This window comes from Kouleothrix sp. 19917, from assembly GCF_057073505.1.
Genome location: NZ_CP097099.1, coordinates 2146080 through 2160626 on the forward strand (window position 1 = coordinate 2146080; position 14547 = coordinate 2160626).

At 63.6% G+C, this 14547-nt stretch carries 15 protein-coding genes; 11 read left to right on the forward strand and 4 right to left on the reverse strand.

All coding sequences use genetic code 11. The features are described 5' to 3' along the window. A complete protein-coding gene (locus tag M1P90_RS08875) occupies positions 1-1083 on the reverse strand; it encodes a dienelactone hydrolase family protein (protein WP_483702258.1) in 1083 nt (360 codons plus the stop codon). Positions 1084-1334: 251 nt separating this feature from the next. Here M1P90_RS08875 and M1P90_RS08880 point away from each other — a divergent pair, with 251 nt between their 5' ends. From M1P90_RS08880 to M1P90_RS08920, 9 genes are all read left to right on the forward strand, one after another. Next, entirely contained in the window at positions 1335-1592 is a 258-nt protein-coding gene (locus M1P90_RS08880) for a hypothetical protein (RefSeq protein WP_483702259.1), read from the forward strand. Positions 1593-1743: 151 nt separating this feature from the next. Then, positions 1744-3075, forward strand: coding sequence for a transcription termination factor NusA (gene nusA / locus M1P90_RS08885; RefSeq protein ID WP_483702260.1), 1332 nt, complete (start codon positions 1744-1746; stop codon positions 3073-3075). A 17-nt stretch (positions 3076-3092) separates the two neighbouring features. Beyond that, complete coding sequence (gene rnpM, locus M1P90_RS08890) at positions 3093-3437, forward strand: RNase P modulator RnpM (RefSeq protein WP_483702261.1); 345 nt, start codon at positions 3093-3095, stop codon at positions 3435-3437. A 221-nt stretch (positions 3438-3658) separates the two neighbouring features. Next, on the forward strand, positions 3659-5884 hold the full coding sequence (gene infB / locus M1P90_RS08895; RefSeq protein WP_483704628.1) for a translation initiation factor IF-2: 2226 nt from the start codon (positions 3659-3661) through the stop codon (positions 5882-5884). 82 nt (positions 5885-5966) lie between these two features. Beyond that, complete coding sequence (gene rbfA / locus M1P90_RS08900; RefSeq protein ID WP_483702262.1) at positions 5967-6344, forward strand: 30S ribosome-binding factor RbfA; 378 nt, start codon at positions 5967-5969, stop codon at positions 6342-6344. 41 nt (positions 6345-6385) lie between these two features. Then, positions 6386-6991, forward strand: a complete 606-nt coding sequence (locus M1P90_RS08905; protein WP_483702263.1) for a class I SAM-dependent methyltransferase — start codon at positions 6386-6388, stop codon at positions 6989-6991. A 4-nt stretch (positions 6992-6995) separates the two neighbouring features. After that, a complete protein-coding gene (locus M1P90_RS08910) occupies positions 6996-7988 on the forward strand; it encodes a DHH family phosphoesterase (RefSeq protein WP_483702264.1) in 993 nt (330 codons plus the stop codon). Between the two features lie 13 nt (positions 7989-8001). Next, entirely contained in the window at positions 8002-8874 is an 873-nt protein-coding gene (gene truB / locus M1P90_RS08915; RefSeq protein WP_483702265.1) for a tRNA pseudouridine(55) synthase TruB, read from the forward strand. A gap of 217 nt (positions 8875-9091) precedes the next feature. Then, positions 9092-10033, forward strand: a complete 942-nt coding sequence (locus M1P90_RS08920) for a bifunctional riboflavin kinase/FAD synthetase (RefSeq protein ID WP_483702266.1) — start codon at positions 9092-9094, stop codon at positions 10031-10033. Between the two features lie 44 nt (positions 10034-10077). Here the strand turns inward: M1P90_RS08920 and M1P90_RS08925 are convergent, their stop codons facing one another. The 3 genes from M1P90_RS08925 to M1P90_RS08935 are packed head-to-tail and all read right to left on the reverse strand — an operon-like array spanning position 10078 to position 12654. Then, on the reverse strand, positions 10078-10458 hold the full coding sequence (locus M1P90_RS08925) for a VOC family protein (protein ID WP_483702267.1): 381 nt from the start codon (positions 10456-10458) through the stop codon (positions 10078-10080). Then, positions 10458-11552, reverse strand: a complete 1095-nt coding sequence (locus M1P90_RS08930; protein ID WP_483702268.1) for an S-adenosylmethionine:tRNA ribosyltransferase-isomerase — start codon at positions 11550-11552, stop codon at positions 10458-10460. The genes M1P90_RS08925 and M1P90_RS08930 overlap by 1 nt, the downstream gene beginning before the upstream one ends. Continuing rightward, the gene (locus M1P90_RS08935) at positions 11545-12654 is read right to left on the reverse strand and encodes an SDR family NAD(P)-dependent oxidoreductase (RefSeq protein ID WP_483702269.1); all 1110 of its coding nucleotides are present in this window, start codon (positions 12652-12654) and stop codon (positions 11545-11547) included. The genes M1P90_RS08930 and M1P90_RS08935 overlap by 8 nt, the downstream gene beginning before the upstream one ends. 286 nt (positions 12655-12940) lie before the next feature. Between M1P90_RS08935 and M1P90_RS08940 the strand changes: the two genes are divergently transcribed. Beyond that, the gene (locus M1P90_RS08940) at positions 12941-13381 is read left to right on the forward strand and encodes a CBS domain-containing protein (protein WP_483702270.1); all 441 of its coding nucleotides are present in this window, start codon (positions 12941-12943) and stop codon (positions 13379-13381) included. Between the two features lie 227 nt (positions 13382-13608). Continuing rightward, positions 13609-14484, forward strand: a complete 876-nt coding sequence (locus M1P90_RS08945; RefSeq protein ID WP_483702271.1) for a VOC family protein — start codon at positions 13609-13611, stop codon at positions 14482-14484. Positions 14485-14547 lie beyond the last annotated feature (63 nt).

Sequence of the window (14547 nt, forward strand, 5' to 3'; positions counted from 1 at the left end):
TTATGCCTTCAGGTATTGCCCAAACCAGTCGAGCGTTGCCTGCCAGGCGGCAACTGCCGCTGCCTCGTTATAGTTCTGGCCAGTGTCATTGTTGAAGGCGTGATTCGCGCCGTCGTAGATGTTCTTCTTGTAGGTCTTGCCGCTACTTGTCATAACTTCTTCCAGCGCAGGAATCGTGCTGTTCACACGCTGGTCGTTGCCGCCATACTGCCCGAGAATCGCCGCGTTGGTTGCGCTCATCTGGCTGGCGGGGTCGGGCGTAACGCCATAGTAGCATACCGCTGCCGCCATATTCGGGTTTGCCGCCGCAAGGCGCAGGGTGTACGCCCCGCCAAAGCAGAAGCCCACGACGCCATATTTGCCCGCTGCGATGCCCGGCTGCTTGGACACAAAGTCCACGGCGGCGTTGAGATCGGCCACCAGCTCCTCGGGTTTAGCGTTCGCGAAGTAGGCCTGCACCTGACCTCCCACCTGGGCGGTGCCGCCTGCGCGCGAGGCCAGATCGGGCGCGACGGCGATGTAGCCAGCCTTTGCCAGGCGGCGCGCTACGTCGCGGATATGGTCGGTCAGGCCGCGATTTTCGTGGATGACGACCACGCCGGGGTAGTTCCCTTCCGCGCTTGGGCGCGCGAGGTAGGCGTTTACCGTTGTGGCGCTCTGGAAGGTGACATCGCTGCCCTGCACTGCCGGGTCGTCGGCTGCCACCGAAAGCGGTGCACCACCCGTTGAAGCCTGGGCTGTGGCTGCCGGGGCCGTTGTTGCTGCCGCCGCTGTGGTGGGTGCAGGTGCGGCGCTTGGCTCGGCTGCTGCGGTTGGCGCGGGCGCGCTTGTGGGAGCTGGCGCGGCCGTTGGCTGTTCTGCCGAGCTTGGGACGGCTGTTGCTGCGCCGCCGGTGCTGTCGCCGCAGGCTGCCAGCAGGGCGGCTGCCGCCGCTGCGCCGCCGCAGATACCCAGCACTCGACGTAACATCTCGCGCCGCGACATCAAGCCTTCCTGGTAGTCCTCGTACATTTCCTCGCCGAGGTAGCGCTGCATCTGGTTCAGCTGGTCGATCGACACCTGGGGCCGGGGTTTGCGTGCCATGGTCGCCCTCCTTCATGTGGGAATCTGAAAGGGGAGTGGTGCTCGCTGCGGTGCGCCGTCATTATAGAAGCCGCGCACAGCCGATAAGATGAGAGAATCAGGAGAAAACGCCAGGGGGCAGGTTTATATAGCGTTCCAAAGCAACATTACATCACTAATGTTGCTTTGAAATAGTATCTCCATCCCTTGACAATGCGGTAGCGCTTCGCTACTATGCTTGGGGTATCAAACACAGAAGGAGCTTTCCGCACATGAAACATATTCGTCTCTTCCTCGCGTCGCTGGTCGTGGTTGGCGGGCTCGCCGCCTGCGATGTCAGCCCAAGCGCGCCAGCGGGTGGCACGGCTGCGCCACAAGAAGTTATGACAAGTGCCCCAGCCGATGGCGGCGCGCCCGCAGACGGCACGAGCTACCCGGCGCCGGGCGGTGGCTCGTACCCCGCACCCGATGGAACAAGCTACCCTGCACCCGCCGACGGTGCCACCCCAGCGCCAACCGCCGCACCCTAGCGGTTGCGAATGCAGCACGGAAATGGTATACTAGCGGCTGCACGAGACGGACTTCGCCGAAAAGTGGGTATCCCCCACTTTTCTTATTGTTCTTTTTCGAACGACTTGATTGAGACGGCGGTTTGCCTCGATAGGGTAGGGTGAGGAACGCATGAAACACGAGTTTTATGCCGCAATTTCGCAGATTGCTGCTGAGCGCGGTATTCCAAAAGAAGCTATTGTTGAAGTTATGGAAAAAGCCCTGGTGACGGCCTATCGGCGTACCCTGGGCAATAACCCGCCGCCAATCGAAGTCTCGGTCAAGCTCGATCCGCAGACGGGCCAGGCGCGCGTGTTTGCCGAAAAACAGGTCGTCGACGAAGTCTTCGACGATCGTTTTGAAATAGATTATGTCGATGCAAAGCGCGTCAAATCCGACGTCGAGCTTGGCGAAACGATTGTTGTAGAAAGCACGCCGAACGACTTTGGGCGCATTGCTGCGCAGACGGCCAAGCAAGTCATTTTGCAGGGCATCAAGGAAGTCGAGCGGGCGCATATCTACGGCGAATATATGGATCGCGAAGGCGAGCTTGTTACCGCAACGGTGCAGCGCGTCTCCAAGGGCAATGTCATTCTCGAAATGGGCAAGGCCGAGGCGATCCTGCCGCCCAAGGAGCAGGTCGATTCCGACCGCTACTACCACGGGCAGCGCCTGAAGGTCTACCTGATGGAGATTCGCAATGAGGATCGTGGCCCGCGCCTGATCGCGTCGCGCACGCACAAGCAGCTGATCATGCGCTTGTTCGAAATGGAAGTGCCCGAGATATACAATGGCACCGTCGAGATCAAGTCGATTGCGCGCGAGCCAGGGCTGCGCACCAAGGTGGGCGTTACCGCGCGCCAGGAAGGCATCGACCCGGTTGGCTCGTGTGTAGGTATGCGCGGCGTGCGCATCCAGAACATCGTCAACGAGCTGAATGGCGAGAAGATCGACGTGGTGCAGTGGTCGGCCGACCCGAAAGAATTCATTGCGAACGCGCTCTCGCCCGCCCAGGTTGTTGAAGTGCAACTGCGCGACGACGAGCACGCCGCGACGGTGATCGTTCCCGACAAGCAGCTTTCGCTGGCGATTGGCAAGGAAGGACAGAACGTCCGCCTGGCAGCCAAGCTTAGCGGCTGGCGTATCGACATCAAGAGCGCAACCGCGCTGCTTGACGAAGAGCGCGCCGCCGCCGAGGCCCGCGATGCCGCCGACGCCGAGCTGCTTGCCACCGAGGCGGCGCTGGCCACCGCCAAAGTCGAATCGCGCAAGGTGCGCGCCGACGGCACGGTGATGTACCAGAACCATCGCTACGGCCCGCTGGGCGACGACCTGATTGGCGAGATGGTGCAGCTGCGCGCAACACCGCAAAAGCTCAACATCTATAATAATGACCGGCTGATCGCTTCGTATATGCTGGCGGAAGATGATGAAGCCGCCGGCGGCGACGAAGACGAAGAGTAAGCCGCACAGTTGGCGCTATGGCTCAGGCAAAGAAAAAATCGGCTGGCCCGCGCGTGAAGCCCGTGCCAATGCGCATGTGCATCACGTGTCGGCGTTCGGAAACCAAGCGCGGGCTGGTTCGCCTGGTGCGAACCGCCGAAGGGCGCGTTGCGCTTGATCCTGGTGGCAAACGCGCTGGGCGCGGAGCCTACCTGTGCCACCAGGCAAGCTGCTGGGAGCAGGCGCTCAAACGCCAGGGGCTGGCGCGGGCGCTGCGTATCGATGCGATTGAGCAGGAGGATCGCGACACACTCGAGCAGTTCGCGCAGCAGCTTGCTGCAACCGAGGTCGCACCCTTATCACAAGACAATGGGCACGACTAACCGGGCCAATACTATGCTGGCAGAAGGATGCTGCCAGCACCATCGGTGCGGCATCCGCCACCGATTCGTTCAACCGCCGAAACTGGTTCCAAAGCACCCCTTTTCAAAGCAAGGACGCTTATGGTGACGTGAGTGGTCCGGCGGCAAGGAGATACTGAATGAATGCAACAATTGTTCTGCCGGGCGCACTCAACACCATGAACAGCGCCATCGGGTATCAGATGAGTGGATTTGGCGGTGGCGGCGGCCGTCCTGGTGGTGGCGGTGGCCGCCCCGGTGGCGGCGGTGGTGGTGGCCGGCCGATGGGCGGTGGCGGCGGCGGTCGCCCTGGTGGCGGCGGTGGCGGTGGCGGCCGTCCTGGCGGTGGTGGCGGCGGCGGTGGTCGCCCTGGTGGCGGCGGTGGCGGCGGTAGCTTCGGCGGGGGTGGCGGTGGCGGTGGTGGCGGCGGCGGTGGCAATCGCAGCCGCGGCGGTGGTGGCGGTGGCCGTGGCCGCAGCGGCGCCTCGCGCAACGACGGTGCCCGCAGCGAAACCGATGGACCACCAGCCGCTCGCGGCACAACTGGCGGACGGCCCGGCGGGAATAATCGTGGCGGCCCTTCCAACGGTCGCGGCGCCCCTGGCCGTGGTGGCATGCCCGGGCGTGGCCCAATGGTGCAGCCGCGCGCGCCGGTACGCCCAAAAGGCCCGGTTGAACTGCCCAGCCTGATGACCGTGCGCGAGTTCTCCGAGGCCACCAGCGTCGGCGCGTCCGATATTCTCAAAGCACTGCTCAAGCTTGGCGTGCTGGCGAACATCAATCAGCAGATCGACTACGACACGGCTGCGCTGATCGCGACCGACTTCAACATCGAGACCAAGGAATACGTCCCGCCGCAGCTGGCTGGCGTGGTCGAAAACGTCAAGGACGTGCTGTCGGCGGAAAAAACCACCGACCTGCGCACGCGCCCGCCGGTCGTCACGATCATGGGCCATGTCGACCACGGCAAGACCAAGCTGCTGGATGCAATTCGCTCGGCGCGCGTTGCCGAGGGCGAGGCTGGCGGCATTACCCAGCACATCGGCGCCTATCAGGTCGAAGTGCATGGCCGCAAAATCACCTTCCTCGACACTCCCGGCCACGAGGCATTCACCGCCATGCGCGCGCGCGGCGCCCAGGTGACGGATATCGTCATTCTGGTGGTTGCCGCCGACGACGGCGTGATGCCGCAGACACAGGTAGCAATTTCGCACGTGCAGGCGGCTGGCGTACCAATGATCGTCGCGATCAACAAGATCGACGCGGTGAACGCCAACCCTGACCGGGTGCGTCAGCAGCTCGCAACCGCGAACGTAATTGTCGAGCAGTTCGGCGGCGATGTGCCGTCGGTCGAGGTTTCGGCCAAGCAGAAGCTCAACATCGACGGCCTGCTGGAGATGATCCTGCTGGTTGCTGACCTGCAGGAGTTCAAGGCTAACCCCAGTGCGGCGGCAGTCGGCACCATCGTCGAAGCCGAGATGGACAAGAGTCGCGGCCCAATCGCCACGGCGCTGATCCAGAACGGCACGCTGCGCCCCGAGGATAACGTACTTGTCGGCGGTGTTACCGGCACGGTGCGCGCAATGTTCAGCGACAACGGCAAGAAAATGCGCTTTGCCGAGCCCTCGACACCCGTGGTGATCCTGGGCCTGAACGAAGTGCCACAGGCGGGCGACATCCTGCAAGTGATGAGCGACCTGACGATTGCGCGCGAAGTTGCGACCCAGCGCCAGCGCCAGCAGCGCCTGGAGGCAATGGCGACGACCCGTGGCGTCAGCCTTGATGACCTGTTCAGCAACATTCAGCAGGGCAAGATCAAAGAGCTGAACATCATCCTGAAGGCCGACGTGAGCGGCTCGATTGGCGCGATTGAACACGCGCTGGGCCAGCTCAACACCAGTGAAGTGCAGATCAAGATCATCCACCGTGGCACAGGCACCATCACCGAGAGTGATGTGAACCTGGCGGTGGCGTCGCGGGCGATCATTATCGGCTTCAACGCACGCCCCGACCCGGCTGCACGCCGCAGCGCCGAGCAACAGGGCATCGACATTCGCTTCTACAACATCATCTACCAGCTGACTGATGATTTGCGGAAAGCGATGATTGGTATGCTCGACCCGGAGTGGAAGGAAGTGACCGAAGGGTTTGCCGATGTGCGCAACACCTTCCGGCTGCCTTCGCGCGAAATCGTGGCGGGCCTGTACGTGACTGACGGCAAGATCATGCGCAACTACAGCGTGCGCGTGCTGCGCAGCGGCGTGGTGCTGCACGATGGCAAGATCGGTAGCCTCAAGCGCTTCAAGGACGATGTTCGCGAAGTGCAGTCGGGCTATGAGTGCGGTCTGGTCGTTGAGGGCTTCACCGACGTGCAGGTTGGCGACAACATGGAGTTCTACCGCAAGGAAAAGGTCGAGCGAACAGCGTAGGATTTACGATTTGAGATTTACGATTTACGATTTGAGGTTGCTCAGGCAATCGACAATCGTAAATCGTAAATCGTAAATAACAATGAGCAAACGTACACAACAAGTTGGTGAAGAGATCCAGCACATCCTGAGCGAGATCATTCAGTACGAGCTGAAAGACCCGCGCGTGGGATTTGCGACAGTGGTGGGCGTGGATGTGAGCGCCGACCTGCAGCACGCCAAGGTGCGCATCTCGATTATGGACGAGGCCGAGCGCGCCGCAACAATGGAGGCGCTGGAGCGCGCCAAGGGCTTTATGCGCCGCCAGCTGGCGCACGAGCTGCGGCACCTGCGCAGCGTGCCCGAGCTGCACCTTGAGCTTGACACCTCGCTCGACTACAGCATGCGTATCGATGAAGTATTACGTCAAGTTGAGCTGGATCGCCGCACCAACCCACCCCAGATTGACGACGAAGCCTGAGCAGCGCGCTGCGCTCGGGATAGCGCACAGGTACGCATAGAGTGGAGCGCAGCACCGTGGTTGATGTCTACTTCAAGAAGCGGATCGACTACTACTGCCGCCAGCAGTCATTTTCCTTCGACGTCGCCCACACCCTGTTTTCTTCCTTCCAGATCGACGAGGGAACCGACCTGTTCCTTCGCACCATCGACGCCCCCGCGCCGCGCACCATTCTCGACATGGGCTGCGGCTGCGGGGTGATTGGTATTGTGCTGGCGCGTCTCTTCCCCGAGGCGCAGGTCTACTCGATCGACCGCGACCTGCTGGCGGTGCGCTACACGCGCCACAACGCCGAACTCAACAAGGTGCCGAACCTCACCGCGCTTGGCAGCGTTGGCCTGGAACAGGCGCCCGACCTGCCCTTCGACCTGATTGTTTCGAACATCCCTGCCAAAATCGGTGAAGAAGCGATTGAGGAAGAATTTATGCTTGGCCCGCTGGCACACCTGCGGCCGGGCGGCGACTACTGGTTTGTGGTTGTGAGCGGCCTCAATCACCTGATCCCCGGCATTGGAACGCGCCACAAGCTCAAGCTCAAACAGGTAAAAAAACGCTCTGGCCACGCGGTGTATCATCTGCATAAGCCAGCCAACGAAACGAGCGAATAACGTTATGACAATTTATACCGATCCAATGCTGGCGGCACCAGCCCTGGCGGCGCAGATCGAGCGGGCCAAGCGCATCCTGATTCTCACGCATATCAACCCCGACGGCGACGCAATCGGCTCGCTGCTGAGCGTGTGGCATGTGCTGCAGGCGCTGGGCAAAGAATCGATCCCGCTCGCGTCGTCGCCGCTGCCGGGCTACGCGGTCTGGCTGCCGGGTGCCGAGCACATTCAGGTGTACCGCGCAGGCATGGCGCTGCCCGAAGTCGACCTCGTGATGATGGTTGACACCGCGACGCTGGCGCGGGTTGGGCGGATCTACGACGAGCACACCCACGAGCTGACCTCGCTGCCAATTGCGATTGTCGACCACCACGTCACGAATGAGGGCGCGGGCGCGGTGAACCTGATCGTGCCCGAGGCCGCCTCGACCTGCGAGCTGCTGTTCGAGCTGTTTCAGGCCATGGGCATCGCGGTTGACAATGAGCTGGCTACCTGCCTGCTGATGGGCATCACCACCGACACACAGAGCTTCCAGACCAGTGCGACCACCGCGACCTCGCTGCGCGTGGCGGCCGAGCTGCTCGACCTGGGCGCCGACCAGCTGCGGATTGTGCGCGAGGTGTACTACGCGCTTCCCGCCAGCAGTGCCGAGCTGATCGGTCAGGCGATTGCCGACATGCGCCGCGACGGGCCGATTGCCTGGGCGCGCGTGACGCTCTCGATGATGCGCGCAACTGGCGCGGAAGACGAAGCCGTCGACGAAGTCGTGCGCATGCTCCAGCGCGTGGCGGGCGTGAAGGCGCTGGTCGTTTTCAAGGAGCGGCAGGACGGCACAACCAAGATCAGCCTGCGCTCCATCCAGCCAATCAATGTTGCGCTGCTGGCGAAATACTGGGGCGGTGGCGGGCACGCTCAGGCGGCCGGCGCAACGCTCAACATGAGCCCCGAGCTGGCCGAGCACGAAGTGCTGCCCAAGCTGCTCGATCTGGTGCGCTGATGACGGGTGACGCGTGATCCACGGCTTTGTAATCATTGATAAGCCTGCTGGCATCACCTCGCACGATGTGGTGGCAAAACTGCGCCGCGTTGCCCAGCAGAAGCGTGTGGGCCACGCCGGCACGCTCGACCCGGCCGCGACCGGTGTGCTGGTGACGGCGCTGGGCAACGCCACCCGACTGATCGAGTATGTGCAGGATGCCACCAGCAAGCGCTACCTGGCCGAAGTGCGGCTGGGCGTGACGACCAGCACCGACGACGCCGAGGGCGAAACGCTTGCGACGAGCCCGGTGCCAGTGCTGGACGATGCCGCGCTTGAGCAAGTGCTAGGCGCGTTTCGCGGGCAAATCGAGCAGGTGCCGCCCATGTACTCGGCGCTGCACCACCAGGGCCGCCGCCTGCACGAACTGGCGCGCGAGGGCATCACGGTTGAGCGAGCGGCACGACCAGTGATGATTGAGGCGCTGGAGCTGCTGGCGCGCACGCCCGAAACACTGACGCTCGACGTGCTGTGCAGCAAGGGCACCTACATCCGCTCGCTGGCGCGTGACATTGGCGCGGCGTTGGGCTGTGGCGCACATCTGGCGGGTCTGCGGCGCACCGCCGTGGGCGAATTTACCCTGGACGACGCACATCCACTGGCCGGGCTGGTCGATGGCAACCTTCCGCTGGCGCAGGTGTTATTGCCCGCTGAGCGCGCCGTCCTCGACTGGCCGGCTGCGCGGGTTGACGCAGAAACTGCCCGCCGTGTGCGCAACGGCCTGCCGGTGGCGCTGGATGTTGCTGGCGAGCGGGCGCGTATTCACGCCCCGGGCGGCGAACTGCTGGCGCTGGCGCACCGCGCCGACGAGCTCTGGCAGCCCGACAAAGTATTCGACTGGAGCTAGTACTCTGGAAAATAAATTTCCTTGCACTCAGCTTCCAGGAAGCTGAAGCCAGCTTTGCTTCAATCTGGTATCCAGATTAGCTTTCTGGAAGCTTGCCCATTGTGCTGAAGCCAGTTTTGCTTCAATCTGGTATCCAGATTAGCTTTCTGGAAGCTTGCCCGTTGTATAGAAGAACTTTCTTGCCAGAATACTAGCCCAACAGAAACTGGAACTGCCCATGGATATTGTGCAAGGCCTGCCCCCTGCCATCAACGCCCGCCCAACGATCCTGACCATTGGCGCGTTCGATGGCGTCCACAAAGGTCATCAGCAGCTGATTGGCAGCGCAGTGCGGCGCGCGCGCGAGCTGGGCTGCCAGAGTGCGGTGCTGACCTTCGACCCCCACCCCGACATGGTGATTCACCCCGACCGTGGCCGCATGTACCTCACCAGTTTCGAAGAGCGCGCCGAGCTGATTCGCAACCTTGGGGCTGATCTGCTGATTGTGATGGCGTTTACGCGTGACACCATGGAGCTGACAGCCCACGAGTTCATGAGCCAGATCTGTCGTTCGGTGGCGCTGCGCGAGCTGTGGGTCGGCTGGGATTTTGCGCTGGGGCGGCGGCGCGAGGGCACCCTTGTGCGGCTGCGCGAGATCGGCCAGGAACGGGGCTACAGCGTTCACCCGGTCGATGCATTTGCATTGCAGGACGGCTCGCCAATCAGCTCCACGCGCATTCGCAACGCCCTGCGCGAAGGTGATGTTGCCAGCGCGGCATGGCTGCTGGGCCGGCCATTTGGCGTGCGTGGCACGGTTGCACGCGGCGACCAGCGCGGGCGCACGATTGGCTTCCCCACCGCGAATATCGAGGTCGATGAGCGTCACCTGCTGCCGGCCGATGGCGTGTATGTCTGCCATGCCGAGGTGAACGGGCACAGCTACGGCGCGGTAACGAATATTGGCATGCGCCCAACCTTCGACGGAGCGCGCCGCACCGTGGAGGCCTACCTGCTCGATTTCGTGGGCGACATTTATGGCGACACAGTGCGGCTGGAGCTGGTACATCGCCTGCGCGGCGAGCAGAAATTTGCCAACATCGGCGCGCTGGTTGCGCAGATCAACGCCGACGTGGCGGCGGCGCGGCGCTGGCTGGCCGACGACGCGAGCGCGGCGGGGTAAGCAGATGGCAGTAGGCAATTCGCAGTAAGGTTACTGCCGGCTGCCTACTGCCATCTGCTCTCGTTTTCTTCCACCAGCTCGATCACATTGCCATCCGGGTCGGCGAGGAAGGCAATGCGCAGCGTGCGATACTGCTGCGGCGGGGAAATCGCCCGCGCGCCGCGCTCCAGCAGTTCCGCGTAGGTCACGTCGAGCTGCGCCACGCCGAAGGCGAGATGATTCAAGCCCACCCCTTCGTCGAGTGCGTGCGGCGGCGCGCCGGCACCCTCAAGCGCGCAAAGCTCCAGCTGCACGCCACCCGCATGGAGAAACACAATCCCCAGATCATCCCAGCGCAATGCGACCGAAAGACCAAGCGCCTCGGTATAGAACGCTTCCAGCCGCGCCAGATCGGGCGTGAGCAGGGCGATATGGTGCGCTCGCATCACGGCAAGATCAAGTGCAGGTCGCCGAATTCATGCCACAGGTAGCGCTCGCGCAGCGCCGCCGCGTAGGTGAGCTGAAGATGCGGCCGGCCGGCCAGCGCTTCGAGCATGGCGAGGTGGGTGGCGCGCGGCTCGTGCAAGCCCGTCAGCAAGCCGTCGACGGCGTGAATGCCCTGCGCTGGCGTGATCACCAGGCGCGTCCAGCCCTCGCCCGGTGCTACCTGCCCCGCGTCGGTGCTGACCGTCTCAAGCGCGCGCACAACCGTGGTGCCAACCGCAATCACGCGCCGGCCGGACGCGCGCGCCGCGTTGATCTGCTGCGCGGTGGTGGGCGGCACGCGAAAGAATTCTTCATAGGGCGGCTCGTGATCTTCCAGGCTGGCGACGCCCGTGTGCAAGATCAGCGGCGCAATCTGCACGCCATTCGCCGCCAGCCGCGTGATCAGCTCGGGCGTGAAGGCGCGACCGGCCGAGGGCATTTCGGCGCTGCCCATCTCGGTGGCATAGACCGTCTGGTAGTAGCTCGGCGGCCAGGCGTCGCGGACGTAGCCGTAGCGGATGGGGAAGCCATACTGTTCCAGATAGCAGTTCAGGCAGCTGCCGAGCCGCAGCGCCGCAACCCACAGGCGCGGCGCCTCGGTGGGCATGGTGCGGTCGAGCGAGTAGGGCGCGAGTAGCTGCGCGCTTGCACCGCCCGGCAGCTCGAGCGTTTCCCCAGCGATACCCGCGCGAAAGGGCGCGCTGGCCCGTTCTGCTGGCTGGCGCAGCTCGACCACCCACAGGTCGGCGGGCAGGTGCGTGGAAAGGTGTAGCTCCAGCGGCGTGCCGTCGGCGCGGGTGACCGCCAGTGCGGCAGCCAGTGTGCCGCTGGTGTTGATCACCAGCACGTCGCCGGCTTGCAGAAAGTGCGGCAGCTCGCGGAAGCGCGTGTGCGCAATGCGGTCGTCGGCGCGGTACGAAACCATCAGGCGCACGTCGTCGCGGGCCATGCCGCGCGCCTCGGGCGGCTCGGCGGCTTCGAGCTCGGGCGGCAGGTGAAAATCGAGCGGCGCGGGCATGAAGCTGGCGCGCGGCTCGGCGAGAGTATTATTCATGCTGCGCCTCCTCGGGCGCGGGCAGCACCTGGTAGAGCGTGACCTGCGCGCCGTCGGCGGTTTCGAGGCGCTGGTTGTGATGGTTCCAGGGCGTGCGAACGGGGTCGTTCAGTGCTTCCGCGCCGTGCTTGGCGAAGGCCGCGCTTGCGTTCGCTAGCTCGGGCACTTCCAGCGCGATGCGGATTGGACCGGCTACGCGCCGCCCAACCTCTATTTCGTCAACCAGCGCGGCCTGTGGCGTGTTGAGCAGCTCGATTGTGGCGGGGCCGGCTGCCAGCACCATGCCGCGTCCCTGCGGCGTGTTCCATTCTTCGGCCACAGGCAGGCCCAGCGTGTCGCGATACAGCGCCACCGCCTGCTCGTACTTGTCGACCGTGAAGGCCACGCGCACTTCGCCAATCGGCGCGGGGGCGGGAGCGGCGGCGCGCGCCTGATAGCGCCCGCTTGGCGCGTCGCCCGCGATCAGCGCGAGCAGGCCAGGCACGCTGGTTTCGGGCAGGGGCCGGTCGCTGATGTCTTCGCCAGGGAAGGCTTCCTGGTGCATTTGCGTCTGCATATCGCCCGGATCGACCCAGTAGACCCGCCAGTCGGGGTTTTCGGCGGCAAGAATGGCCGAAAGCTGCTCGAAGGCGGCCTTGCTGGAGCCATAGCCGCCCCAGCCTTCGTACGGCTCGACGGCGGCGTCGCTGGTGATGTTGATGATGCGCGCGCCCGGCTTCAGCGCACCGCGCACGCTTTGCAGCACGCCCAGCGGGCCGACCACATTGGCGCGGAACACGTCTTCAAGGACATCGAGTGGGTAGTCGAGCAGGGCCGGCTGCGGGCTGGGGCCAAGAATGCTGGCGTTGTTCACCACCAGATCGAGGCCATTTTCTGCAACGGCATTCCCAAGCGCGGCGCGATGCGCCGGGTCGGCGACGTCGCCGGGGAAGGCGCGCACCGCCGTGCTGGCGGCCAGCTCAGCGCGGGCAGCTTCCAGTGCTTCCGCGCCGCGCGCCGTGATGACGAGCGACCAGCCCTCGGCGGCGAGCGCGTGCGCGAGCGCCAGCCCCAGGCCGCGCGAGGCACCCGTAATCAGAGCGGTTTTATTATGGAAATTCATGCGCGATTCCTTTTGGTTTTATCGTTCGTTTTCTTAGAGAAGCGATACATACAGTCTAGCAAGCAGGTGCGCGGCGCGCATAGGCCAGGTGAATGGACGTGGCCTAGACAAAGGGCAGGCTGCGGCCCTGATCTTCGGTACAGGGATCTTCCCGCGCAGTGGTTGATTCTTTTTTCACAAAGGCAGAACTTCGTTGTAACTTGCTGGCGATACGCTCAAGACGCCTCACCATCCCGTGGTAGCCCCGACCGCTACCGCATTGCATAGACGCTAGGAGGTAGACCTGATGTACGAGCGTTCGGTCAAAGATGTGATGAGCCGCGAACTGATCACCTGCGTGGCGAGCACGCCAATTGTGCAGGTAATGCGGCGCCTGATCGACCATTCTATTCACGCAATTGTTGTGGTTGACGAAGCCGGCTACGCGATTGGCATCGTTTCGCAGACCGATGTGCTGCAGGTGCAGTATCAGCTGGCCGGCCCGCAAGGCAGCTGCATCACAGCGGGCGAAATTATGTCGCCCCACGTAATCACGTGCAGCGCCGACGCCCCGCTGATCGACGCGGTAACCCTGATGACGCGCAACCATATTCACCGCCTGGTTGTGGCGAAGGGCAACAGTCAGCAGGTCTACCCGTTGGGCATTGTGTCGATGACTGATGTCATTCGCTATGTCATCAGGGATGCGGGGGTAGCGCCCACGCCGCGCTGCCTGCAAGCCGCCTGAGCAGGCCAAACCGGCGAAGCAGGGCCATGTCAAAGTTGGAACAAGAACGGTATTCATCCACAGATTACGCAGATTACACAGATATAGACCTCATATCTGCGTAATCTGCGTAATCTGTGGATGAAATTTGGAACTTTGACACGGACCTGTCGGCGAAACGGGCCAAAAGCAGCTTCTCGCGAAGTGTGGTAGTATGGTGCAAACCAGCACTGCGCAAGCGAGGATGCATGAATACCTTTTCGATCCATCCGGCCACCACGGTCGGGCCGGTGGCGCTGACTGTCGCTGATCTCAAGCGCTCGGAACAGTTTTATACCGACGTGCTTGGTTTGCGTGTGCTTGTGCGCGCCGGGGCAACACTCACGCTCTCGGCCGATGGCGCGACACCGCTGGCCGCGCTGACCGAGCTGGCTGGCGCGCAGCCGCGACCGCCGCGCACCACTGGCCTGTACCACTTTGCCATCCTCGTGCCCAGCCGCCTCGAGCTGGCGCGCTCGCTGCGCCGCCTGGCCGAAATGCGCTACCCACTGACCGGCGCGTCCGATCATCTGGTCAGCGAGGCGCTCTACCTCGACGACCCCGACGGCAACGGGATCGAAATCTACCGCGACCGCCCGCGCACCGAGTGGCCTTCGCGCAATGGCCAGCTTCAGATGGCGGTTGATCCCCTCGACATTGATGGCGTGCTTGGCGAGCTGGAGCGCGACACGCGCCCATGGGACGGCATTGCGCCGGGCACGACACTCGGGCATATGCACCTGCATGTCGCCGATCTGGGCGCGGCCGAGGCATTCTACTGCGGCGTGCTCGGCTTCGACGTGATGCTGCGCTATGGCCCCAGCGCGCTGTTCATCTCGGCGGGCGGCTACCACCACCACATTGGCCTGAACGTTTGGGCGGGCGTGGGCGCGCCGCCGCCGCCGGCTGGATCGGCGGGCTTGCGCTACTTTGTGGTGCAGCTGCCGAACGCGGGCGCGCTGGAGCAGGTGGTTGCGCGTGTGCGCGAAGCCGGCCTGGCCAGCGAGCAAACCTCCGAAGGCATCATCTTGCGCGATCCTTCCGAAAATCAGCTTGTTCTTGCGGTGCGGCCCAGCCGCGGCTAAGCCCGCCGCGCGCCTGGGTGCTGGCCCGCCTGCCGGTGCAGGCGGTTGTTGGGCGTTCTCCGA